Annotated in this window: 20 protein-coding genes, 1 tRNA gene and 3 pseudogenes; 9 read left to right on the top strand and 15 right to left on the bottom strand. The window is 50.6% G+C overall.

Annotation, left to right across the window (positions count from 1 at the left end; translation table 11 throughout):
* Positions 1–19 precede the first annotated feature (19 nt).
* The 3 genes from OAN307_RS15630 to OAN307_RS15620 all read right to left on the bottom strand — a co-directional run bounded on the left by OAN307_RS15630 (position 20) and on the right by OAN307_RS15620 (position 2,877).
* Positions 20–1,303 carry a TRAP transporter large permease gene (locus OAN307_RS15630; RefSeq protein ID WP_015500598.1) on the bottom strand — a complete coding sequence of 428 codons (1,284 nt, stop codon included), beginning with the start codon at positions 1,301–1,303 and terminating at the stop codon, positions 20–22.
* Positions 1,304–1,314: 11 nt separating this feature from the next.
* Entirely contained in the window at positions 1,315–1,800 is a 486-nt protein-coding gene (locus OAN307_RS15625) for a TRAP transporter small permease (protein ID WP_015500597.1), read from the bottom strand.
* A gap of 78 nt (positions 1,801–1,878) precedes the next feature.
* Positions 1,879–2,877 carry a TRAP transporter substrate-binding protein gene (locus OAN307_RS15620; protein WP_015500596.1) on the bottom strand — a complete coding sequence of 333 codons (999 nt, stop codon included), beginning with the start codon at positions 2,875–2,877 and terminating at the stop codon, positions 1,879–1,881.
* A gap of 125 nt (positions 2,878–3,002) precedes the next feature.
* On the opposite strand from OAN307_RS15620, the gene OAN307_RS15615 reads away from it, so the two are divergent.
* On the top strand, positions 3,003–3,686 hold the full coding sequence (locus OAN307_RS15615) for a GntR family transcriptional regulator (protein WP_015500595.1): 684 nt from the start codon (positions 3,003–3,005) through the stop codon (positions 3,684–3,686).
* 11 nt (positions 3,687–3,697) lie between these two features.
* Here OAN307_RS15615 and OAN307_RS26655 read toward each other — a convergent pair.
* A pseudogene (locus OAN307_RS26655) lies at positions 3,698–4,043 on the bottom strand (hypothetical protein); the annotation flags it as partial.
* A gap of 91 nt (positions 4,044–4,134) precedes the next feature.
* Entirely contained in the window at positions 4,135–5,268 is a 1,134-nt protein-coding gene (locus OAN307_RS15610; protein WP_015500594.1) for a tyrosine-type recombinase/integrase, read from the bottom strand.
* 111 nt (positions 5,269–5,379) lie between these two features.
* Between OAN307_RS15610 and OAN307_RS28665 the strand changes: the two genes are divergently transcribed.
* Together OAN307_RS28665 and OAN307_RS15605 are read left to right on the top strand one after the other, a co-directional pair.
* Positions 5,380–5,457, top strand: a tRNA-Phe gene (locus OAN307_RS28665).
* A 100-nt stretch (positions 5,458–5,557) separates the two neighbouring features.
* Positions 5,558–6,835, top strand: a complete 1,278-nt coding sequence (locus OAN307_RS15605) for a tyrosine-type recombinase/integrase (protein ID WP_015500593.1) — start codon at positions 5,558–5,560, stop codon at positions 6,833–6,835.
* 983 nt (positions 6,836–7,818) lie between these two features.
* Here the strand turns inward: OAN307_RS15605 and OAN307_RS15595 are convergent.
* The 4 genes from OAN307_RS15595 to OAN307_RS15580 all read right to left on the bottom strand — a co-directional run bounded on the left by OAN307_RS15595 (position 7,819) and on the right by OAN307_RS15580 (position 11,935).
* Entirely contained in the window at positions 7,819–8,235 is a 417-nt protein-coding gene (locus OAN307_RS15595) for a bactofilin family protein (protein ID WP_015500591.1), read from the bottom strand.
* A gap of 387 nt (positions 8,236–8,622) precedes the next feature.
* Complete coding sequence (locus tag OAN307_RS15590; RefSeq protein ID WP_015500590.1) at positions 8,623–9,879, bottom strand: IS256 family transposase; 1,257 nt, start codon at positions 9,877–9,879, stop codon at positions 8,623–8,625.
* 36 nt (positions 9,880–9,915) lie between these two features.
* Positions 9,916–10,413: a hypothetical protein gene (locus tag OAN307_RS15585; RefSeq protein ID WP_044043876.1), complete on the bottom strand. Its 498-nt coding sequence runs from the start codon at positions 10,411–10,413 to the stop codon at positions 9,916–9,918.
* Positions 10,414–10,729: 316 nt separating this feature from the next.
* Entirely contained in the window at positions 10,730–11,935 is a 1,206-nt protein-coding gene (locus tag OAN307_RS15580; protein WP_015500588.1) for a hypothetical protein, read from the bottom strand.
* Between the two features lie 64 nt (positions 11,936–11,999).
* Here OAN307_RS15580 and istA point away from each other — a divergent pair, with 64 nt between their 5' ends.
* From istA to istB, 4 genes and pseudogenes are all read left to right on the top strand, one after another.
* Complete coding sequence (gene istA / locus OAN307_RS15575) at positions 12,000–13,010, top strand: IS21 family transposase (protein WP_245540862.1); 1,011 nt, start codon at positions 12,000–12,002, stop codon at positions 13,008–13,010.
* Positions 13,011–13,100: 90 nt separating this feature from the next.
* Positions 13,101–14,348 carry an IS256-like element ISOan5 family transposase gene (locus tag OAN307_RS15570; protein ID WP_015500557.1) on the top strand — a complete coding sequence of 416 codons (1,248 nt, stop codon included), beginning with the start codon at positions 13,101–13,103 and terminating at the stop codon, positions 14,346–14,348.
* 25 nt (positions 14,349–14,373) lie between these two features.
* Positions 14,374–14,895: pseudogene (locus OAN307_RS15565) on the top strand (Mu transposase domain-containing protein); the annotation flags it as partial.
* Complete coding sequence (gene istB / locus OAN307_RS15560) at positions 14,892–15,644, top strand: IS21-like element helper ATPase IstB (protein ID WP_015497935.1); 753 nt, start codon at positions 14,892–14,894, stop codon at positions 15,642–15,644. The pseudogene OAN307_RS15565 and the gene istB, both read left to right, overlap by 4 nt.
* Before the next feature lie 144 nt (positions 15,645–15,788).
* Here the strand turns inward: istB and OAN307_RS15555 are convergent, their stop codons facing one another.
* Complete coding sequence (locus tag OAN307_RS15555; RefSeq protein ID WP_083903031.1) at positions 15,789–16,208, bottom strand: tyrosine-type recombinase/integrase; 420 nt, start codon at positions 16,206–16,208, stop codon at positions 15,789–15,791.
* A 418-nt stretch (positions 16,209–16,626) separates the two neighbouring features.
* On the opposite strand from OAN307_RS15555, the gene rpsU reads away from it, so the two are divergent.
* Together rpsU and OAN307_RS15540 are read left to right on the top strand one after the other, a co-directional pair.
* Positions 16,627–16,827, top strand: coding sequence for a 30S ribosomal protein S21 (rpsU, locus tag OAN307_RS15545; protein WP_015500586.1), 201 nt, complete (start codon positions 16,627–16,629; stop codon positions 16,825–16,827).
* A 478-nt stretch (positions 16,828–17,305) separates the two neighbouring features.
* Positions 17,306–17,599, top strand: a pseudogene (locus OAN307_RS15540) (transposase); the annotation flags it as partial.
* 25 nt (positions 17,600–17,624) lie between these two features.
* Here the strand turns inward: OAN307_RS15540 and OAN307_RS15535 are convergent.
* The 5 genes from OAN307_RS15535 to OAN307_RS15510 all read right to left on the bottom strand — a co-directional run bounded on the left by OAN307_RS15535 (position 17,625) and on the right by OAN307_RS15510 (position 22,995).
* On the bottom strand, positions 17,625–18,446 hold the full coding sequence (locus OAN307_RS15535; RefSeq protein ID WP_015500583.1) for a phosphocholine cytidylyltransferase family protein: 822 nt from the start codon (positions 18,444–18,446) through the stop codon (positions 17,625–17,627).
* A gap of 35 nt (positions 18,447–18,481) precedes the next feature.
* Entirely contained in the window at positions 18,482–19,249 is a 768-nt protein-coding gene (locus OAN307_RS15530) for a CDP-alcohol phosphatidyltransferase family protein (RefSeq protein ID WP_015500582.1), read from the bottom strand.
* Positions 19,246–20,400, bottom strand: coding sequence for a pyridoxal-phosphate-dependent aminotransferase family protein (locus OAN307_RS15525; RefSeq protein ID WP_217564360.1), 1,155 nt, complete (start codon positions 20,398–20,400; stop codon positions 19,246–19,248). The genes OAN307_RS15530 and OAN307_RS15525 overlap by 4 nt, the downstream gene beginning before the upstream one ends.
* 653 nt (positions 20,401–21,053) lie before the next feature.
* Positions 21,054–22,183 (bottom strand): IS3 family transposase gene (locus OAN307_RS15520; protein ID WP_085982882.1). Its coding sequence is split into 2 segments (ribosomal slippage): positions 21,054–21,949 and positions 21,949–22,183, totalling 1,131 coding nucleotides; the frame shifts between segments, so codons are not numbered across the junction.
* Between the two features lie 44 nt (positions 22,184–22,227).
* Entirely contained in the window at positions 22,228–22,995 is a 768-nt protein-coding gene (locus OAN307_RS15510; protein WP_245540861.1) for a DMT family transporter, read from the bottom strand.
* Positions 22,996–23,212 lie beyond the last annotated feature (217 nt).

Genomic DNA, 23,212 nt, shown 5'->3' with positions numbered 1-23,212 from the left:
GCGTGTCGGATCGCTCTGGTTACCAAAGTGACGGCAAAGCCAGTGAAATCGCTGGCACGTAGGTAATCAGCATCAAAAGAATGATCATGCCGACGAAGAACGGCAGGATCGCCTTGCTCAGCTGTTCGATAGAAACGCCTGAAATGCTGCTTGCAACAAACAGATTCACCCCCAGAGGTGGAGTGCAAAACCCGATTGCTAAATTGACAGTGAGGATTACACCAAAGGCAATGGGGTCGACTCCTAGCGCCGTCGCAACGGGCAGGAGGATCGGTGTCATGATAATAATTGACGAAATCGTCTCCATGAACATTCCGATGACCAACAGTAATAGGTTGATGAGCAGCAAAATGATGATTGGATTGTCAGAAAGGCTTGTGATGGAGGCGGATAACTCAGTGGGAATTCGTGCCAGTGTGATCAATCTTCCAAAAGCAGTCGCCATGATCACCAGAACGAGGATGGTCCCACTGGTCTTTGCGCTGCCTGCCAATATATTGGGTAGATCGCGTAACCTGATATCACCATAAACGAATATTCCGATAACGGCTGCATAGACCACAGCAACTGCTCCCGCCTCGGTCGGCGTAAATACACCGCTGTAAATACCGCCTAGGATGATCACTGGCACTAAAAGCGCCCAAATAGATTCGCGGAAACTCTGCAATACGCCAACGGTTGAAAACTCTGTAGTTGATTCCTGTATTTCGGTGTCGTTACGCAGCAGTAGACGCGCAACAAACATGAACATGACCGCGAACAGCACACCTGGAATGATGCCTGCAAGGAACAATTTTCCAATCGAGACTTCTGCGGTGACGCCATAGATGATGAATGGAATGCTGGGCGGGATCATCACCCCGATCATGCCGGAGGATGCGGTCAATGCGCCGCTGAAACGCCGAGAATAGCCGACTTTTTCCATTTCCGGGATCATGTTCGATCCGATTGCGGCGACTGTTGCAGGCGATGATCCAGATATCGCGGCGAAGAAAACGCAAGCCAGCACATTTACATAAGCCAAGCCACTATGGATATGACCGATAAGGGCATTGGCGAAGCTGACCAGCCGGCGTGACATGCCGCCGTGTTGCATCAAGTCTCCGGCCAGAATGAACAACGGAACAGCGATCAACGGGAAAGAATCCGCGCCGGTGACGACCGACCGTGCCAACAAGACCATAGGCGGCGTCCCGTCAACGAACAGCATTGCGATCATCGTCGCAAGTCCAAGGCAAATACCAATAGGAACACTCATGAGGAGGAGGGCAAACAGTGAAATAAATATTGTTGCAGCAAGCATTTTGTTCGCTCCTAGGTTTTGTGGGCGGAGATGGTGCGCACTGTTCTGATCAAATTCTGGACCACGCGGATTGACGACAGCGCCGCGCCGACGGGTGCAGAAGCATAAAGGATTGGGATCGGGAGGCCGAGAACGACAGAATTTTGGCTGGCCACAAAGGGCAGCATAATCAACTTGACGCATTCAATCGTCAGCATCACCAAAAACGCTAGGACAAGCAGGTCTATGACAATGTCTGCATATAAACGCACTCGTTCACTGAGCAGGTCACGCAATACGGTGATGCGCACATGTTCGCGGTTTTGAAAGGCGTAGCTGACAGCAAGCCACACAAACCAAACGAAAAACCAAAGCGTCAGCTCTTCACCCCATGACAGTGACGCATTCATGACGTATCGCATTATTACGTTGGCGAAGATCAATAGCACGATCGCCGCCAAGAGCATTGAAACCAACATTTTCTCTATGTTTTGGTCCAGCCACTTCAGAATTGCCATTTTTCCCACCCCTAAAATATGGAGGGTGCCCAGGCCCATTTGGCCATGGACACCCAATTTGGAAATTGCAGGAACGGCTTAGTTGCCGCTTGCCTCGGCAACAGCTGCGATCCATGCGTCATATGTATCCGCGCCCACCTCATCACGATAGTCCAAGCGGACGCTTTCGGTCGCGTCAGCGAACGCCTGACGTTGCTCAGCCGTCAATTCAAGAACTTCAACACCGGCAGCCCGGATTTCTTCCAGTTGAGCCGCATCTTCCGAGGCAACCAAATCGGCCTGAAAGACACGGGCAGACGCCATCGATTCACGAACAAGCTGCTGGTGTTTGTCCGAGAGCGAAGCAAAGAACGGTTGGCTGATAACCGGCATGTACACAGCAAAAACGTGGCCAGTCGTGGAGAGATAGGATTGAACCTCGTAGAAGCGTTGAGACGTGATGATCGCAAGCGGGTTTTCCTGCCCGTCGATTACACCCTGCTGCAGTGCTGAATACACTTCGCCAAAGTTCATAGGCGTCGGGTTGGCACCGAGAGCTTGAAAAGTCGCGACGTGGGCAGGTACCTGCATAGTGCGCAGCTTGACGCCCTCTAGATCGGCAGGTGTTGCGATTGGACGTACGTTGTTGGTGACATTGCGTACGCCCAATTCGAGCCAGCCAAGACCAACGAGTCCTTGATTTTCGATCCGCTCGATCATGCCATCGCCGGCTGCGCTGTCCAGTACATCAAAAGCAATGTCCTTGGACGCATACATGTACGGCAGTTCGATGACGGCAAAGGCTGGATCCCATCCCGCAAAGAATGAGGAAGGCGGGATTGCCATTTCCAGAACGCCGGTTTGAACACCTTCAATCATTTCGCGATCAGGGCCCATCTGCGAGGAAGGGAATATCTGTACGTCGATCTCGCCATCAGAGCCAGCCTCAACAAGTTCTTCGAAGTGCAAAAGTGCGCGATGCATATGGAAAGACTCGGCTGCGCCATGCCCGATCTTGATGATTGTTTCAGCGGATGCAGCGACGGCAAGCCCGGTCGACAAAATGACGCCGAGTGTGAATGTGGATTTGTTAAACAAGGTATCCTCCCAAGGATTGATTTTGGCGGGTTTTCTATAACCCTGACGTCTGACATATCAGATATATTATATAAATCAACAAAACCTGTGCTATCATTATTTTTTGTGAAACAAGGAGAGTTGACATGTCAGACATAATTCAACTTAAACGGCCGGATTCTTTAAGTAAAATCGCGGAAGAGCATATTCGAAGGGGCATCGTTAATGGAACTTTTACCCTGGGAGAGAAGCTTCAGGAAGCCAAGCTCTCGAAGGCAATAGGCATAAGCAAAACCCCGATTCGCGAAGCGCTTGCCGCATTGAAACTCCAAGGCCTTGTTCAGATAATCCCACAGCGCGGCGCTTTTGTATTCGATCTGTCTCAAAAGGGCGTAGAACAGTTGTGCCAGTATCGATTGATCCTCGAAACAGCTGCAATGGCCCAAGCCCTTGATGCAAACTATACCGCTCTACTCGCCGAACTTGAGGACCTTTTGTCTAAGATGTCAGAAGCCCGAAAGGTCGATGCGTTCGAGGAATATCTCGAGTTAGATGCCGATTTTCACAACGCATTTTTCATACATTGCGGAAACAGTTACTTGGAGGATGGATATCAGAACGTCAGCGACATCGTCAGAACGATACGGACACATCTGTCAAAACGACCAGAACGTACTTTAAAATCCTTTGAGGAACATAGTGCAATCACGAAACATCTGAGAGATGGTAAATTGAAATCAGCAAATACCGTTCTGAAACGGCAAATTACACGGGGAGAGCGGTCGTATTCAGATCTGATGGGGCTGCCTGCCCTTGGCGCAAAAAGCTGATCTCCACCCCCATCCTCGATGCGTCCGTTGAACCGCTCCACCATGCAGTTGGTTTGTGGTGATCTTGGTGGGGTCAGTCGGTGTTCGATTTCCAGTGCAGTGCAGAGCTTGTCGAACTCATGCTTCCCGCTTTGCGCCCGTTTACGCAGACCAAACAGTCGGTCAGTAAACTCTTTTCCGTTGTCCATTGCCGGCAGGGTATTGCGCAGCAATATCCCGAGAGGGGGTAAGAATGGTGCGGATGCGCAGTGAGGAGGCACGCTCAAGGTCGCGGATGAAGCGACGCGCATTGGCCGCTGTCTTGCTGTTGTAGACGCGGATGAAGACCTAGCGAGTGGCACTATCAATCGCAACAAACTGGACTTGTCCCATAATGCTTCCTTCCATTCCAAAGAACAGATCGCACCATCAAACCATGGGATCAAACACCTAGCCCAAAGCTCTATTGTTATCGCGGGTTGCTGAGGTTTTTTAAATATATGTCATATCCTGTAACCGCCGTCCGCATTTGATCCATATATGAATGTCGATTGTAGACTGCAGCAACGCCACTAATTGTTCCTGAAACATGGTTCAGGAGTTTCTCTGTCACATGGATAGGCGTACCTATCTTTGCATGGGTTGTTGCAAAAGTACGGCGCAGGTCGTGTAATGTGTAAGGCATAATATCCTCAAGGGAAGCATCAAAGCGCTCTTTGCTTTTGCCCCACCCATTAAAAATGGTTCCTGTCTTGGAACGAGATGGAAACAGATATGGACCTATCTCAGGGATGGTTTCCAACACGGCTTCAACGAGATCAGCATAGGGCAGGGAGTGCACCCGCTTGTTTTTGGTCACATCTGCGGGAATAATAATAGTCTGTTCGCTCCGGTCGATCCAATCCCATTTCATCGAGGCAACTTCGTTGCGACGCATCCCAGTTAGCACCAGCAGTGAGACAATCGGACCGAACGGATAGGGTTGTTCTTGGGAAGCTTTGAAAACTTGAATTAGTTCATAGTCGGTCAGCACGTGATCCCTAGCTTGCGGCTTGACTGGCGGTTTTAGTGAGGCAATGGGGCTCTGATCGACATGTTGCTCTGCCAATGCCCAGTTCATCAGTGTTCGGATCACCACAAAGGCGTGGTTCTGTTCTGAGGTAGACGTTTTGATTTTTCGAATACGTGACTGAATGTCTGTGCGGGTGATTTCATCCAAGCGTTTGCGACCAAAACGGAAGTGGGTGTCTAGACGTTTTCGATAGTAGTCCACGGTATTTCTCTTGTTCTTGGCCTCACAGGCTTCAAGAAACAGGTCACGGGCATCTTTGTATGAGATGGTTCTACTCTGTTGAACGCCCAGTGTAATCTGAGCGAGCAACTTCTTTGCTTGGTCGCGGGCTTGCTTGAGGGTGATGGTTGGATGTCGACCAAGTGTCTCCCGCTGACGGTTTACACCATGTACAATCACAAAGGATTTGCTGCCCCCTTGTGAGACGCGCACACCAAAGCCTGATGTTGTCTTATCCCAATATGTTGTCTGGCCACTAACTGGTGGAGGTAAGGATTTGAGTGTGATTTCGGTGAGTACGACTTTTGGCATTTCTTAGGCTCACTATAGGCTCTAAAATATCGGGTGTAGTGGTGGTTTTCAATGTTGTGTTATGTTCAAGTATAACAGCCATATTTCAGTTATTAAACATATTAAATTGATGTATGTTCAGTTATGTATTTATAGAAACGAGAATTGAAAATCCTCGTGTCGGTGGTTCGATTCCGCCCCTGGGCACCATTTAACAGTTGTAATCTGGCTTTACGTTGTTTTGACCTATCAGTCAGACCCTATTTGTTGCAGACTAAAGGCTACCAGTTGGCTACCAGCGGTGAGCGCCATGCAAACAAAGATTACGCAAAGAACCCTCGCAAACATAGATGGCACCGGAACTCGTACATTCATATGGGATACCGCTCTTGTAGGATTTGGGATCGAGGTGTCGGCTAAGGGGAGGGCTTCTTACGTCTGTGAAGCTCGTATCAAGGGAACTGGTCGGAAGTTCCGGCAAAAGATTGGGTCTGTAGACTTAATACCTCTGGATGATGCCAGATCAGATGCGCGTTCCATGTTGCTGCAAGCGTTTAAGGGGATAGATCCTCGTTTTGAGAAGCAAGAGGTTGAACAAGGGCCTAAGACTGTAGGGCAGGCTGTTACTGACTACATAGACGCTAAGAGGCATAAGTTAGCCTCAAGTACTGTTAGGGACTACCGTGTCACATTCTCTAGCTGCCTTTCTGATTGGGAGCACCTCCCTCTGGGCCAACTTAATGGTCAGATGGTTGCGACTAGATACAGCAAGCTGTTGGGCCAACATTCTGTCGCTTACACGAATAAGGTAATGCGGAATCTGAGGGCTGCTTTAAATTATCATGGCCTAGAGCCAAACCCAGTTAAGTTTCTCACCCGCAAAGACCTCATGGCTGTTGATGCGCCACGCAATCGGTTCTTATCTGCTCATGAGATTTATATCATCTATGGCTACTTTTCCACATTCCAGCACCCTATCTCACGGGTAGTGTTGTTCTGTATCCTAACAGGAGTCCGTAAGAATGAAGCTCTAAAGCTTACTTGGGCTAATGTGACCTCTCAGACTATTTTGTTTGCTGGCGATATCCAAAAGAACCATAAGCCGCACCATGTTCCTCGTGTTGGTCTGCTAGATAGTATCTTGGGTGATAGGGGTGAACCATTGGACTTAGTTTTCGGGTATACTCAATACTCATTCCGCAAACCTTTTGATCGTTTTAAGCAGCGCCCTGAGTTGGTCGGTTGGGCTTATTGGACGATGCATGATCTAAGGCGTACCTTCTCAGAACACATGAATCTTATCGGTTATGGTGCTTCTGACGTGTCTCTTGCGTCCAATCGCAGCGATAATTCAGTGACTGTGAAGCATTATCTCGGAGGGCAGCTAGCGAAAGAAAACTTGCTTAGACGTATGTATACTGACCTACAAAGGCAGGTGTACTATTATTGGCATGAAGGCGGCAGTTCTCAAGTTATGGTCGCCCCCAAAGACTATATGCCAGCCATATTTATGGAACCGGAGTTAACCGAAGTTGAGTGGCAAGAATATCAGGAGAGCTTAGTAGGTGTTGAAACATCAACCTTCTGACCTGCTACCGCGCTGGGCGTCACACGTATGGACCACAGCAAGCATCAGGAGTCTTTGCAGCGGCATACGGTCTAATGAACACTCAAGCAGATGAAGGCCACCACCAGCCCAGCGCGTGCATGCCCCTGAGAGGCCCTGTGTTGTACGCACGGCGCATTGGTTGCGCTTGGGCTAAATGCTTCAGTAAATTTACCTAAGGTTACTCACAGGTCCTATTTAAGCCCTAGCTCCTAATGTATTCGAGGGGCGCTATTGGCAATAGTTATCGTGTTGGGATTTACTGAGCTAAAGCGACACGCAGTCACGCCACGGTATAAGTGTTGTCACCCACAGCCTTACACTTGGGACAGGTGGCCTGCTGTCGTATCTCATGAGTTGTCATATTTTCATCAACCACCAACATAAGGTTTGCAACTTCATGGGTGACAACGTGCTGACACACAGCGCAGGTAATACTCATTTTTTTACGGGGTATTTCTTTAAGCATTGCGGTCATGCTTGAGGGTCTATCCTGCTGTTGTTTTTTTCAATAATCTACTGCGGCAACAGGCTATGCAAGGCTAGCTAGATGGACTACCGAACTAACAATAAATTTCTTAGGAATGTCTGGACAGAAAATGAAGCCACTATGGACCTTTACGTTGGTCATGTTGCTAACGTCATGCGGTACGACCTCAGGGCTACTGGACGGCTCAGCTACCGCTATCGAAGGCGTTGGCCAAGACCTTAGGTCAGTATCTGGTTGGTTCAGGTAATAGCTATTAGAGTGCTTATGCTTAATATGGCATTGGGGTGGCGAAGCAATCTACCACAAGCATCAGGAGCCTTTACAGCACCACACAGCCTAATGAGTGCACCCACAGGTAAAAGCATCACCAGCCCAGCGCGTGTATGGCCCCCGATAAGCCCTGTATTGTCCGCACATTGCGTTGGTGACGTTTGGTATGCCCAAGCTAGGGTATGGAGCTAATGGCACTCAGGGGTTATGTTTGAGAGCCTATTCTTGCCCTAAGTGTCGTCTTTGGTGGGTTTCCAGCCACTTGGATATGTCCCTGAATCTCTGCACCCGACTCGATTGAAAGTTGATCAGCTTTAATATCAGCCATTACTTTTGCCGTTGTTTTAACTACAACACTAATCGCCGCGACAGTACCTTCTAGGTGTCCCTCAATTGTAACATTGCGTGCGCGAACGTTTCCAGTCACCCGACCATCTGAGGTAAGCACAAGGACATCAGCAGTAATATCCCCAATAATTTTTCCGCCAAACTCAACAATTCCGTCACTCGTCCAGTCACCTTTGATCAAAATATCATCATGCAATACAGAGCGGCGCTTCTCGCCTGAAGTCCCTTGTGTTGTTGGCTTTTGCAGGTTGTCAGTTGTTGTTTTTGAGAACATTAGGGTTACCGATTTATTAGAATGTTGTTGGGGGTATGGTCCTGAAAATTTGCTGTCGGTCAAGCAAGTTCGAAGCGCTGCCTGATAAGACTATCTCCAACTTCTGTAGCACCACACAGTGAGTACTACCACAGATTAGGGCATCACCAGCCCAGCGCGTGCATGCCCCTGAGAGGCCCTGTGGTATCCGTAGGGTGCGTTGGTAAAGTTTAGGCTACCTCCCATCAGCAAATGAACCCAATGGCACTCACGAGACCTATTTAAGCCATGGTCCCTGATGTATTCGAGGGGTGTCATTTTAGAACATAAGCGAGCGGCACCAAGTAACTTTAGTTGTGTTTAAGTGCAGCGGCGACGAGTTATACCCAAAAGTTGGTGACGGCATGATTAGGCGGCTTTTTGAAGTTGCTTGATCCCGTCTTTGAACTCAACCCCCTGAATGACTTCTGGCAGGCGGTTTGTGCCGCTGAGTTTTCGCCACTTCTTCTTCGCTGACATCATAAGTTTGAAGACCATGGACAGGGCCGTTTTGCGGCTCAGGCAGCCCTTGGTCTTGCGGGTTCGGTTGCGCACGGTGGCGAAGACGCTCTCGATGGGGTTTGTCGTGCGGATGTGCTTCCAGTGCTCGGCTGGGAAGTCGTAGAATGTCAGCAGCACGTTGCGATCCTTGGTCAGCTTTTTGACTGCACGCTCGTATTTGACACCGTAAGTTTCAACGAACAGGTCGAAGGCGACAACGGCCTCTTTCTTTGTTGCCGCCATCCAGATGTCTTGCAGCCCTGCCTTGGCCTTTTCATGCAGGGGCTTTGGCATCGCGCCCGTGATGTTGGCCATCTTGTGGACCCAACAGCGCTGCTCTTTCGTCGTGGGATACACGTCCCGCAGTGCGGTCCAAAAGCCCAGTGCACCGTCCCCACAGGCCAGATCGGGCGCAATCGTCAGTCCCCGTTTCTTCAGGCTACGAAGAAGGTCCCGCCAGCTGTCCGCATTCTCGCGGAACCCGTCCATGATGCCCAGAACATCCTTGTCGCCATACTCATCCGCGCCAATAATCACCAACATACATTGACGATCATCGTCCAGGCGCGGGTTGAAGTAGACACCGTCCGCCCAGATGTAGACGTAGCGCTTTCCCGACAGGTCTCGCTTGCGCCACGCTTCATATTCGTCCCACCAAGTCGACTTCAGTCGCGTGATCGTCGAGGCGGACAACCCGTCGGCGTCTGGTCCTACAAGTGATGCCAGTGCCTCGCTGAAATCGCCTGTCGAGATCCCTTTGAGGTAAAGCCACGGCAGCAATTCTTCCACAGACTTGGCCTTGCGCAGATACGGCGGAACAAGCGAAGAACTGAAACGGACCTTCGAGCCATTCGCGTTTACCCCACGGTCGCGCACCCGAGGAACCTGAACCGCTACCTTGCCGATCCCGGTCATAACTTCGCGCTCTGGCAAAAACCCGTGGCGCACCAGACGCTGGCGACCCTCGTCGTCCAAAAGGTGCGCGTGACTGCCCATGAATTCGGACACCTCCGCGCGCACCGCAGTGGCCAGAAGTTCCTGCGCACCTGCTCGCAGAAGATCCGTCAGCGGATCAGGTGAAAAATCGCTTGGTTTTGCGAAGTCGATAACTGTATTCTTGGTCATGTGGCATATCCTTTTCTCAATGAGAATTGCGGCGCTTCAACAACGCCATGATATGCCGCCCATTCGGGCCGTCACCAACTTTCGGTTATAACTCGCGGCGACCATGTCTTGCTCTAGTTTCGTCCTGTAGTCAGTCAAACTACTTGCTATTACATTAGCCCGCCTCGCTAACTCCCAACTCATAGCAGCAATGTTTTGACGGGCAGTTATCACTTCACCCTTAGAACACAAAACTGCGGCGGCCCTAATTTCTGGCTTAGTTTCTACTGAATTTAAGAGATTTTGCCGTATTTGAGCAACCCCAACCCAGTCAATGTCAACCAAACCCTGTATGACGCCAAGCAGCGCAACATCAAACGCCTCGCCTCGCTCTGTTCCTGAACATATGGCGTTATTTCCATCAAGCATTACCTGTAGTTCTGCTGCGCCACTCGCATATTCAAGAACTTTTGCAGAACGTTCCATAATGACTTGATCAACTGCAACTAGCTCCATAGCAAGCTGGCCCGCCCTTGGCGTATCCTCAGCAATCACAGGTGACGCCAATGCTAAACATAGGCTTGTTGTGATCGTACATAGTTTCATCGCTTGGTTCCTTTCAGTACTTCTTAGGCAGCGTCAAAGTAAACATTGATTGAGGTTCTTTTGTTGGCAGTAAAGACGCTCCTACACTAAAATCTTCCTCTTACCTCTTATACTACTACCACCCAATAATACCCCTAAAGTATCCACATATGTAATTATAATCATGAGGTATCTACATATGTAATTATAACCATAGGGGTATTACTTAAGTAGTTAATAATCATGAGGCATATCACTATATCTCTCTAGCTATAAGCCATAAGAATTAATAATCCTCTAGTACATCAAAGTCATCTTCAAGACTCCAATCTGTAGCTATAGGCTTCCTAAGTTTTTCTATCGTACCCTGATCATCATGGGGTCGTGTTGCATAATTGCTTTTAACCTCACCAAGCTCATCCATGTAGGAAACATCTACATCAGGTAGGAATCCAAGATGCTGCTTTAGTGATGCCTGTAGTGCCTCAACACCATCGGTTTGGTCCGACAACCTAACCATCAGCGCATCATGCATAGGATAAGCTGGAATACCCCAACTGACTAAACTCAAGATGGCAGCACTAAAAATCTCTGACTCCTTAAACATAAGACATGGGCTATCGGCTTTGATCTTTCCAAAGAATGGAAATACCTCGATTACTTGCCCCATCAGGTCCTTAAATTTGATGTTTTTGCTAAGGTCAAACTGCTCCCGTATTGAGACAGTCACACCATTGTCAGCGTTTTTCTTACCCGCAGGGAATTGCGTTTGATTGCCACGGCTAGCTACCCATACAGATGACAGCAGTTTTGCTAGTTTTCTCATCTTCTGACGTTCATCTGGGTCGTTAACCTCCCGAACAAACTTAATCTGTTGATACGGATCGCGCCCAAGGTGGTTAGTCCCACCAAACATGGAATGACAAATGTTAGGGAAACAGGCAGTCACATCAATCTCACATACAGGCTCATCCCCAATGGTCATCTGAAGCCGCTCTAGTTCATTAGAGTTCTGCCATGATCCATACATACGTCCTCCTGAGGTTAGGGAGCCATTGTTGAAAATACGTTTTGACTGCCCCAACTCCCAACCGTCTAAATCAGCTAATGGGTACTGTAGTGCTAGACTGTTGATGGCCTTCATATCGGCAACCAGAGGGTTAAAGTGAGGCGCAAATTGACGTGGTGACATCCGCTTACCGCCTACAGCGTTGCCATACGTCTTTATTCTCTCGCTGCGCACCTCAACCATTGGACCAATGCCGTGGCACTTAAACTTTAGGTGGCTAGGAACAATCGTTGGCTCGTAGGTGTAGATAGCCGCAAGACCATCTTGCTTTGAAGATTTCTGCTTAGGTGTGATGAACCAATGCGTTACTAATGCCTTCCGTACTTCTCTGACAATCTCAGCAGAATAGGGGCCACCCGTGAAGTTATCATTTGCACTTGTAAAACGCACAGCAATAATGGGCCACAGAAACGGCTGCGACATAGCGCAGTTGTAGCGGAGTAAAATTCCGCCAGTTTGTGCCCTTCGTTTATTCGGAGGGCGGGAGATGTATTCTGTGGATATTTATAATCGTGTGCGCCGCGCTTGTTTGAAGGACGGTATGTCAGCCCGAGAAGCGGCTCGATATTTTAACAAGGACCGTAAGACGATCGCGAAGATGCTGCGTCATGCACTGCCACCTGGTTACCGCCGTTCAGAAGCGCCACGTCGCCCAACGCTTGATGATTATGTCGGTGTTATCGACAAGATCCTGCGCACAGATAAGGCCCTGATCAAAAAGCAGCGGCATACAGCGAAGCGTATTTTTGAACGCCTGCGCGACGAACATCGGTATGCTGGCAGCCTGACGACGGTGACTTATTACGTTCGGGAGCAAAAGCGGCGCACCAAAGAGGTGTTTGTGCCACTGTCGCATCGTCCGGGCCATGCACAGGTCGATTTTGGCGAGACCCTTGGCGTGATTGGCGGCGTAGAATGTAAGATCCACTTCTTCGTGATGAGCCTGCCGCATTCTGATGCTGTATTTGTGAAGGGGTATCCAGCTGAGACAACCGAGGCGTTTTGTGATGGCCATGTCTCGGCCTTTGCTTTCTTTGGCGGCATTCCGCAATCCATTCTCTACGACAATACCAAGATCGCCGTGGCTCGGATACTCGGGGACAGAACGCGCATCCGCACACGTCGGTTTACGGAGCTGCAGTCGCATTACTTGTTTGATGACAAGTTTGGCAGACCCGCGCGAGGGAACGATAAAGGCAACGTTGAGGGCATGGTTGGATACACCCGCCGCAACTTCATGGTTCCCGCACCTCGTTATGACAGCTTTGATGATCTGAACACACATTTGGAAGAGAAGTGTTTAGCACGTCAGGGCGATACGTTGCGGGGTCACACCCAAACTATAGGCGCACGCCTGATGTCGGATTTGGATGCTCTGATGGGATTGCCCATCGCAGAATATGAAGCCTGCGATCACGTCAGCACGCGGGCCACGTCAATCTCAATGGTGCGCTATCGCAGCAATGATTACTCGGTGCCAGTAGCGAGATATGACTGAATCTAGTGTTTGAGTGGTTTGAAGGTTGGCGGCGTATCTGGTTGAATTGTTGTTGGAAGACAGCAGCCCAACCGAAGGAGATACACCACCATGGAAACGACTAACATTGTTGATTTTGCGCGTCGAGACGGGATGACGGACGCGCTGACGGAGTTGCTGAAAACGGGAGCACAACAATTGATAGCGACAGCAGTTGAGGCCGAGCTTGTCAGTTATCTGGCGCAATTTACCGGCTTACGCACCGATGCCGGTCACGCGGCAGTCGTGCGCAATGGACATCATCCGGCTCGCCCATTTCAAACGGGCATTGGCCCTGTGAGCGTGCGGATTCCAAAGGTCCGCTCGAAGGATGGCACACCAGTAACATTCCGCTCGGCCCTGGTGCCACCCTATGTGCGTAGAACCAAGACCTTGGAAGCTGCCTTGCCGTGGCTTTACCTCAAAGGCATTTCCAGCGGTGAGATGGCCCCAGCCCTCAAGGTTCTCTTGGGCCCTGATGCCAAGGGATTGTCAGCAAATACGGTTTCGCGTTTAAAACGCGATTGGGCCAATGAATACGAGGCTTGGAAAGACGCTGAGTTAGATGATGAGCCAATCGTCTACATCTGGGCTGACGGCGTTCACAGCGGCCTTCGGGGCGAGGATGACAAGCTCTGCGCCCTTGTAATTGTTGGCGTCACAGCCCGTGGCAAGAAGCGGTTCTTGGCCATTGAGGACGGGGTGCGCGAGTCCACCCAGAGCTGGCGAGAAGTTCTGCTCAGCCTCAAAAGCCAGGGAATGAATGCCCCAAAATTGGCGATTGGAGACGGTGCCATGGGGTTCTGGGCCGCCATGGATGAAGTCTACCCCACGGCCCGACAGCAGCGGTGCTGGCAACACAAAACGATGAACGTGCTCAACTGCCTGCCCAAGCTATCACAGCCAAAGGCCAAAGCGGCGATCCACAACATCTGGCAGGCTGAGACCAAAGATGATGCGGAAAAGGCGTTCGATTTGTTCATCAAAATCTACGAACCCAAATATCCCAAGGCGGCGCTGTGCCTGCAAAAAGACCGCGAAGAACTCATGGCATTCTTCGACTTCCCCGCCCAACATTGGCAGAGTATCCGCACCAGCAACCCAATTGAATCGGCCTTCGCCACGATCCGACATCGCACCAAGCGCTCAAAGGGCTGCCTGTCACGCGATGGCATGCTGCACATGATGTTCAAGCTGGGACAATGCGCAGAGCAAAACTGGAGGAAGCTACGCGGCTTTGATTACCTGGCCAAAGTCATCACAGGCGTCAAGTTCAAAGACGGAATTGAAACCACCAACCACAGCCAGATCGCCGCATGACCGACAACCCTCAAACACCAGATTTGACAATAACTCGCCAGTAGCCTATGCGCACCACGACGTTCACGTGCGTGGGTTTGTGCATGAGGTTATCATCGGCTGCGGCAACGAGATTATTGCGCGGCACAAACGATCCTACACATCAGCGGATATGATCTTTGACCCGTTGCACTTTTTGCCCCTGCTTGAACAAAAGGTGGGTGCCTTGGATCAGGCCGCGCCTTTGCAGGGTTGGAATTTGCCAGATGTATTTGCCACGCTGCACCGGCTGCTTGAAGCCAGAATGGGTAAGCCGGGCAAGCGGGAATATGTTCAGGTCCTTCGTCTGTTGGAGACGTTCGAAATGGATGTTGTGCAGGGTGCGATCCAGCATGCCATTGATCTGGGCGCGATTGGGTATGACGCTGTAAAACATCTTGTGCTGTGCAGAGTTGAGAAGCGGCCACCGCGATTGGATTTGGACTTCTATCCCTACTTGCCCAAGGCCAATGTCGGCACAACACGCCCGTCCAGTTACATGAGCCTGATGGGGAGGACGGCGGCATGACTGAAGCCCCTCAGATCCTTCTGCGGCATCATCTTAAACAACTGCGACTGCCAACGTTCCAAGGCGAGTATGCCAAACAGGCGCAGCTCTGTGCTGCAGAGAACAAAGACCACATCCACTACTTGGCGCGCTTGTGTGAGATGGAGTTGATCGACCGTGAACGGCGGATGATTGAACGTCGGATCAAAGCGGCGAAGTTCCCCAGCACCAAAAGCTTGGACAGCTTTGACTTCAAGATCATGCCCAGCTTGAACAAGCCGCTGACGATGGATCTGGCGCGTTGCGACTACGTGGATCGCAGGGAGAATATCATCGCCCTTGGCCCCTCAGGCACGGGCAAGACGCACATCGCTTTGGGACTTGGGTTGGCTGCGTGTCAGAGGGGACTGAAGGTTCGCTTCACAACGGCGGCAGCATTGGTCCATGACCTGATTGAAGCCCAAGATGAGCGGAGATTGCAGCGCCTTCAAAAACATCTGACAAGCCAGAACCTGTTGATCATTGACGAACTGGGCTTTGTGCCCCTCAGCAAATCGGGCGCGGAATTGCTCTTTGAAGTCATATCCCAATGCTACGAACGCGGGTCCATCATCATAACCTCGAACCTGCCCTTCGATGAATGGACCGAGGTCTTTGGCTCTGAGCGCCTGACAGGCGCGTTACTGGACCGTTTGACCCACCACGTCCACATTCTTGAGATGAACGGCGAAAGCTACAGGCTCAAACACAGCCGTAACAAACAAAAGTAAGCCCCATCCAGATCAGAACAATGGTGGCCCTAGGGCCAACATGCGCTTTGGCGCGCGTTAGCTATATGACAAGCACGCCCACCAAAGCGCCACACAAACATCACCCGAAATGGCCCCTTCTTACCCCGCGACAGAGGTCCCATTTTACTCTGCGATTGACACATCTTTGAACCCGCATGCTTTGTAAATCTCAAGAAACAGCTGGCACATGGTGTTGGCTGAGAAATGACCACCTTTCTGGCTGGTGAACAATGGACGCTGTGGATCGCTCAGTCGGATTGTGCTGCTGTATTCAGCAAGTGATTTCCGCAAGCGCTGGTTCAAATACACAGTGCGTGTCCTGCCGCCCTTGCTCTGTTCTGGCGATAGGATGAACTGTGTCCGCACCGCGCCTGCTTCGTCAAACACGTTGTCCACTGTTAGCGCTGCGATCTCCTTTGCCCGCAGCCCTGCGTAAAAGCTGACTATGATGATTGTCTCATCACGAACTGGATGACGACGGCTGCGGCAGTACTGTATTACACGGCGTAACTGGGCCTCGTTCAATGTCTGTGCTTGGCGCATTTCAAAACTCCTAAAAACATAATGCTTTGTTAGCTTTGACTATAAAGTATGAGGTATTGGTCGGACGACCGAAAACACGTTCAAGCTGAAATACATTTATTTCAATGACTTGCGCTATAACCTCATACAATATGTGTTCTATGAGATTATCAGCTGTGTCGTGCTGCTACTGAAAATGTACGCAGTTATTGGGCGCTTGGTGCAGATGCATGGGCTTCAGCATGTCGTTGGTGTCGTGCGCCACAGAAGGATGTGCGCGCGGGCAAGCGGTATGATCAAACGCGTGATGGGTTTGAGCTTCGGGGTCAAGCTTACTGAAGCAGGACAACACAATTCTTACCGAGACGATTTTGTTTGATTTTGTCGCGCAACGCTGCAAAATGATTTAAGATTTTCTTGGAAAGATAGCAGAATCCAAATGCAAGTAAGTGTTCGTGATAATAACGTCGATCAGGCGCTTCGTGCGCTTAAAAAAAAGCTTCAGAGCGAAGGCGTGTTTCGTGAAATGCGGCTCAAAGAGCATTTCGAAAAGCCGTCTGTGCGGAAAGCACGAGAGCAAAAAGAAGCCGTTAGCCGTCAGCGCAAACTAGCGCGAAAAAAAACAGAGCGTGAAGGATAAATTGGTTCGCTTGGAGATCAGGCATTAAGGCCTGATAGGCGCTTGAAGCTGTCAAACTGCATTTAACCCCCTTAGACCTGCGTTGAAGCTGCTGGTGGAAATGTACGCAGTTATTGCGGTGCTCAGTGACGTTGCGCGGGGTTGACCATGTCGTCCGTGTTTAGCTTCAACCAAGCTCGCCATAATGGCGTTTTAAAGTAACCAGCATCTGAGTGCCGTGCGCCAGGAGCTTGCTGACTGCTCAACAAACCCGCCCAGCACAGAGGGCGCAGCACACAGCTGTAAAATGACGATGTTGCTCGCCAGGCCATCGGCTCATCACTGAGTTTCCCATAAAGCACCTCGAACTGTAGCGCGACAATCAAGCTGAGAACGCAGCGTCAATCAGTATGAGAAGGCTTATCCTTTTTGCTCCGGCGGCACCTGATGTAGTGTGAAGTGGCTTACCAATCTAAAATGCTTCTGTATTGTTCTGCCGATGCCGGCCAGATGGAAAAACGACAAACCCATGTCCCGCCTTGCGTTCGAATCCAGGTTTTCTGACGAGGAAGCGTGTTTGCATTATCTGGCGGAACATCGTTGGCCTGAGGGCTTTGTGTGCCCTTCGTGTGGCATCTGCAACGGCTGGCCGTTAAAGCGAAACAGCGCGACTTGGGAATGTGCCAGTTGCGCACGGCAAATATTCGTAACGGCTGGCACAGTGATGCACAGCAGCCATTTGCCGTTGCGAATCTGGTTTCTTGCCGCGCACATGGTTGCCAGTATCAGGAACCCATTGGTGTTGTTCTTGATTGGTTTTACATGGTGATGGTCTGCTTTTCAGCCGCTTCATCTATCGCCTTTTTCTGGCCACGAGACACAGTTGTGATCGAAGTCTCGAACATCGCATTTGCTGCGGTAAAGTCTTTCACCGTATCAATCTCTGTCCAGTTCAGTCCGGTGATATCAATCGCACGGAATACCGATCCCTTGTCCACCAATCGCGCATACGCAGCCTCATAGTAGTCCTGAAAATGCTCTCGGACTTTCATCATTCCGTTGAGTTCGGCAAAAAGTAGCTTGCCGGTCTTGGCACTAATCTTCTCAATCCCGATAGACTCGCCCAATGCCAGCTTGGGATCGACGGTTTTGCCGATCTCAATGACCTGCATTTGATCGTCGGTGATAACTTTCACTTCCTCATCCTCAAGCGCAATATTCTGGTCAATGCACAATACGTCTGCATGGTCGTCATCCAGAAGTTTGCGCAGGATTTTCACATCAAACACCACGTCCGCATCGAATTTGACAAACTCGGCGGTACCGATGGCGGATGCGGCCAGCATCAATGAATATCCCGTGTTTGTATCGCGGTAACGCTCGTTGATCACATAGGTGACATGGATGTCTCGAAACGTCTTGTCGACGAATTGTTTGATCTCGTCCTCCATGTGTCCAAGCACCAGAACGAACTGGGACATACCGCAGCTGAGGCAATTGCGGATCATCCGTTCAAGGATAACAGACCCGCCAACGGTCAGCAGGCTTTTGGGGCAGTTGTCTGTCAGCGGGCTGAGCCGAGAGCCGATGCCTGCGGCCAGTATTACAGCGATTGGCGGGCGATTGGTTTCGTTTTTCATATCAGTATGTCCTAGATAGGCGATGATGAGAGGGGCTATTTCTGGAAGGAAAGTTTGCGGTTTTGGCCGATGTTTTTACCCCTGAGCCAAGATTTGTAAGTGCCCCAGAACACTTGGCTTGCTGCGAAGATCCAAAGCATGGGCACAAGTTGATCAAAGATCAGGGCAGCAGACAGCATGAAAATGAAAACACCCTCATCAAAGGCGAGCACTTTGCGTTGCTCTCTAAGGAACCACGCCCCGTTTGTCCGCAGGCCAAAACCCAAACCTGCTTTGGCTTCGACCTGTTTCAGCTGCGCCATGTCTTTGGGGTAGTCTGGGTTGCGTGCTGTTTCGATCTCAAGAGCGATGTATTTGGCGTAGCCGCGTAAGCCGTAGAACGAGATGCCTATCATCGCAAGGAAAACAGGGATCACGCTGGCTGTCTGCACAAATGCTGCATATCCGGTAGCGCCAAACCACAGCGCGACCTGCACTTGATCCGTTAGCCGATCATAATAACTGCCGACGGAGGATGACACCTTTCGGTAGCGTGCCATTTGTCCGTCCATGCAATCAAGAATGTGGCTGAGGTGGATTAGGATTGCCGCTGCAATAAAGGATCTAGTCTCTCCGATAACGATCCCGATTGTAGCAACCACAGCGACCAGAAACGAGGATGCAGTGATCCGATTTGGAGTGATCCACGGGACGGCGACAGCGACATAATTGGCGGCAATAGCCAGCGGTGACGTGACAAACGACGACCACCATTCGTCATCGCGAGTTTTGGTTGCCCAAAGCTGTGTCAGCTTGCCGGTCACGACACCACCTTCGCTTGCATGCGCTCAGGTGTGGGGAGCATAACCAAAATCGCACCCTTTGGTATGACAGGTGCAACCAATTCGGCCGCTTCGGACTGCAAAGTCAGTAGCACGTCCTTGAGTGCAGCAAGGAAAAATCGGATGTCGTAGTCGGACAATTCCCCGATATTGCCGACCTGAAACACCTTGCCCGCAAAGCAGCCTTTACCTTCATATATGATGATGGATTTCTCGCGCAGCCGATCCCGCAGGTCGCGCACCGAAATCGACGGCGGCACCCGCACTGTTGTGAGGATCGAACACATATCCGCTTCGTCGATCAAAAATTCGAGGTTGAGGCGGCGCATACCGAGACGCAGCAGATCCGCACGGGCTTTGATGAGCGCATAGCGTTTGATCACCCCTTCGCGCAGAATGTTCGTCAACGCCTGCTCCAGAGCAAAGAACAGGGGCACTGCTGGTGTATTTGGTGTCTGACTGTGATTTTTCAAAAAAGCGTAGAACGTAGCGAGGTTCAGATACGTGGTTTTCGCCGCGTGATGTTTTAGCCGTTTAAAGTGTTTCTTGCGCCCCACGACAAAGGACAGGCCGGGGTATGACCCAATAGCTTTGGAGCTTGAGCTGGACACAAACGCGATATTGCATGCCTCCATATCGATCACTTCCGCGCCGACGGAACTGACACCATCGACCACGAACAGCGCACCATGGGCCTTGGACAAAGCGCCGATGTCTGCGAGCGGATTCAACATCCCCGAACAGGTTTCGTGGTGAACCGTTGCGATGACATCAATCTTGTGGGCCGCCAGATAGGCCTCGATCTGATTCAAATCAAAAGGAGTCCCCCAGGGCGCTTCAATCAGGTGGGTCTGCTGATTGTGAATTAAAGACGTCCTGTGCAGCCGGTCACCAAACTCTCCATTCGACAGTATCAGGATCGCGCCTTTACCGACGACAGAAGACAAGATGGCCTCATTTGCCGCAGTGCCAGATCCGGTGATCACTACTGCGCGATACCGTTCGCGGTTTCTGATCTGAAAGAGAGAGATCAGTTTATGTTCGATACTACGAAGCAGGGTGTCAAAATCAGGTTCGCGATGGCAGATATCCTCCCTGCTGATGGCGAGACGGAGGGTTTCGGCCACATTCACAGGGCCGGGTGTGAAAAGCAGGTATTTAGCTAACATTAGGTCATGCTCCAAGGACCCCAGGGCTGTGCGCCATGAGGTTGGGACACCCTTGATACATCCGCGCACGTGAACCGCACAGGGACATCGAGAGGGTACAATCGAATTCGAAAGCGAAGCCATCAAGTATGGCTGTTGTCATGTCGTTCCAAAATTGAACGCGTGTAGATAATCAAAAATACCTGGTCGCGGCAATACATACGGATCAGGATCGCATCATACGCTAGAAAGCAGCGTCTGAACGGTAGTGAGTTAAAATATAACTAATTCGCAGGTAGCAAGGGGCAGCCAACACGTACCTATATATGGGGTGGTGTTGGATTTCGATCGGATGCTTCCGGCAGCAGCTTCAGACAACTTGACCTGTCTTGATTGACCTTAGAAGAACTGTAGTGCGCTTTGATACAAGGCTCTGAGATAAAATCTTTACATCTAAAGATTATTGCATAGCAAGGAATAAATAAGAACACTTCTAGCCGCACATTACTAAGCGCCACAATTGGTCATAACATTAAATCGCGCTTTCCAACATTGCTGTGATTACCCCTATCAGGCTCCACTTGACCAGGGAGATGCCGATGGACTTGTCACGCTTACGTTCCGGTCTCTGAACTCTTTTATGCGGCCTTTCGTTCAAATGCCAAGGGGCTTTTACCACCTAGCGACGAGTGCCTGCGCCTTGGATTATAAAATCCGTTGATATACTGGAATATAGCACCTTCTGCCTGACGGCGTGTATCCCATCGGTTACGCCAGATCAGCTCAGCCTTGATGGATTTAAAGAACGTCTCAACCATAGAGTTATCATAACAATTTCCCTTGCCGCTCATCGAGATCTTGAAGCCGTGCTTGGACAGGCGCTTCTGATACTCATTTGAGCAATATTGCGAACCACGATCCGTATGGTGAATGCAATCCTCCGGTGGTTGGCGCAAAGCAACGGCCATATCTAACGCCCGGATTGCCAGATCCTTCTTCATGCGGTTACTGACAGCCCAGCCGATGACGCGGCGAGAATACAGGTCAAGGATGACGGCAAGATACAGCCAGCCCTCACTTGTCCAGATGTAGCTGATGTCGCCAGCCCATTTCTGATTGGGGCCAGTCGCTGAGAAATCTTGATCCAACAGATTTGGTGCGATGTTGAACGTGTGGTTGCTGTCCGTTGTCGCCTTGTACTTCTGGGTTCTGATGATCTTGATGCCATTCTCGCCCATCAGACGTCCGACCCTACGATGGCCCACCTTCAATCCCAATTCTTGCAGTTCCTCGGTCATCCGAGGCCGCCCATAGCTTTGCAGGCTTAAGCGATGCTGTTCACGGATATGAGCTAGGATCACCATATCATCTCGTTGTCGCTGGCTCATCGGGCGAACCCGCCACGCGCGGAAACCACGTGATGTGACCCGCATAACGCGGCACAGAAACTCAACTGGCCATTCTTCTTTCCAGACGTCGATGAAAGCAAACCTCACCGGCTTTGGCCTGCAAAGAAGATCGCCGCCTTTTTTAACACTTCCCTCTCCTCGCGCAGCAGACGGACTTCCTTGCGAAGCCGCGTGTTCTCCTTCTCAACGTCTTGATGCGGTCCTGACATCAGGTCATCGTGTTGATGCTGTTGAACCCATTTGTTCAGCGTCGAAAGCCCAACCCCTAAATCTGATGAAAGTTGAGGCCGCGTTAACCCACTCGTCGTCGCCATGCGCACCGCATCACGCCGAAACTCATCTGTGTATCTCTTTGCCATTCTCTATCTCCTTCATAGCAAACATTGCTCGAAAGAGACGGGAACTAAACCGTGACAAGACCATAGGCCTGTGAGATGCAATAGCCGCCGATAGTCGCGAAGATGCCAAGGATCAGCATTAAGGGAAGATCGGCGGTATCTGGAACTCGCCATTCACGAAACAGGAACGTCAAGGATGCGTTGCTTTGCTCTGCAAGTTTGCCGTCCCCAAAGAGCAGACCAAACACGACGCAAACCACAATAAAGATGATCTGGATGTAAAATGTCATCGACACGGCGTTCTCTGTGTCCCGCAGGAATCGCGTCATGATGTGCAGGCCTGAATAGCCAAACGCAGCGGCCAGCGGTAGAAGTGAAGCCACTTGAAACGCGTCTGTTCCTGGCCGCAGTACGATCAGAACGCCGATCATTCCGAAGGCAATCGCGCTCCATCTGCGCCGTCCGACCACTTCGCCCAGAAAAAGGACCGAAGCGATTGTGATCAAAAAGGGAGATATGAAAAAAATTGCCACAGCATCGGCCAAGGGCAGGGCAGCGAGGCCAAGGAAAAAGCAAAGGTTCGCAAACACAACAAAGCTCGCGCGGAGCACATGCATGCCCAATCGGCGTGTCTTGAGAAGGGAAAGTGTGCCGTTTAGAGGGACCATGATGCACACGACAACGGCAAGGCCGACAATGGAGCGTATCAGCACCAATTCGTGCAAGGCATAGCCACTACTGAGAACCTTCATGGCCACGTCGTTCAAAGAGAACATGACCATCGCCACGCTCGCAAATAGCGGACCGGCAGCCGTTGCTGACACCCTGAACATCTATGTGGCTCCTTACGTGTAATGACTTGGGGTAAGCTGGTGGCAAGGTCCAGCAGTTTGAATGCATTCAAAATTGAAACGGCTTGTTTCCCGCTCCTCTAGTCTGAACATCTTTGGTCCGTGAACGATGTAAGTTGGAAGCTAGTTTCTAATAAAACTTCCCCAGCCAACACTGAATTCTGACACATACAGCAACTCGCAAAACTCAGCCACCGAC

This window comes from Octadecabacter antarcticus 307, assembly GCF_000155675.2.
GTDB lineage: Bacteria > Pseudomonadota > Alphaproteobacteria > Rhodobacterales > Rhodobacteraceae > Octadecabacter > Octadecabacter antarcticus.
This window is presented reverse-complemented; position numbering and strand designations above follow the sequence as displayed.

Excerpts from the sequence above, each read along its gene's own strand:
- OAN307_RS15610 (WP_015500594.1), bottom strand. The coding sequence starts at position 5,268 with ATGCCAAAAGTCGTACTCACCGAAATCACACTCAAATCCTTACCTCCA.
- rpsU (WP_015500586.1), top strand. The coding sequence starts at position 16,627 with ATGCAAGTAAGTGTTCGTGATAATAACGTCGATCAGGCGCTTCGTGCG.
- OAN307_RS15630 (WP_015500598.1), bottom strand. The coding sequence starts at position 1,303 with ATGCTTGCTGCAACAATATTTATTTCACTGTTTGCCCTCCTCCTCATG.
- OAN307_RS15555 (WP_083903031.1), bottom strand. The coding sequence starts at position 16,208 with ATGCGCCAAGCACAGACATTGAACGAGGCCCAGTTACGCCGTGTAATA.
- OAN307_RS15510 (WP_245540861.1), bottom strand. The coding sequence starts at position 22,995 with ATGTTCAGGGTGTCAGCAACGGCTGCCGGTCCGCTATTTGCGAGCGTG.
- OAN307_RS15535 (WP_015500583.1), bottom strand. The coding sequence starts at position 18,446 with ATGAAAAACGAAACCAATCGCCCGCCAATCGCTGTAATACTGGCCGCA.
- OAN307_RS15605 (WP_015500593.1), top strand. The coding sequence starts at position 5,558 with ATGCAAACAAAGATTACGCAAAGAACCCTCGCAAACATAGATGGCACC.
- OAN307_RS15580 (WP_015500588.1), bottom strand. The coding sequence starts at position 11,935 with ATGTCGCAGCCGTTTCTGTGGCCCATTATTGCTGTGCGTTTTACAAGT.
- OAN307_RS15615 (WP_015500595.1), top strand. The coding sequence starts at position 3,003 with ATGTCAGACATAATTCAACTTAAACGGCCGGATTCTTTAAGTAAAATC.
- istB (WP_015497935.1), top strand. The coding sequence starts at position 14,892 with ATGACTGAAGCCCCTCAGATCCTTCTGCGGCATCATCTTAAACAACTG.
- OAN307_RS15570 (WP_015500557.1), top strand. The coding sequence starts at position 13,101 with ATGGAAACGACTAACATTGTTGATTTTGCGCGTCGAGACGGGATGACG.
- OAN307_RS15625 (WP_015500597.1), bottom strand. The coding sequence starts at position 1,800 with ATGGCAATTCTGAAGTGGCTGGACCAAAACATAGAGAAAATGTTGGTT.
- istA (WP_245540862.1), top strand. The coding sequence starts at position 12,000 with ATGTATTCTGTGGATATTTATAATCGTGTGCGCCGCGCTTGTTTGAAG.
- OAN307_RS15595 (WP_015500591.1), bottom strand. The coding sequence starts at position 8,235 with ATGTTCTCAAAAACAACAACTGACAACCTGCAAAAGCCAACAACACAA.
- OAN307_RS15590 (WP_015500590.1), bottom strand. The coding sequence starts at position 9,879 with ATGACCAAGAATACAGTTATCGACTTCGCAAAACCAAGCGATTTTTCA.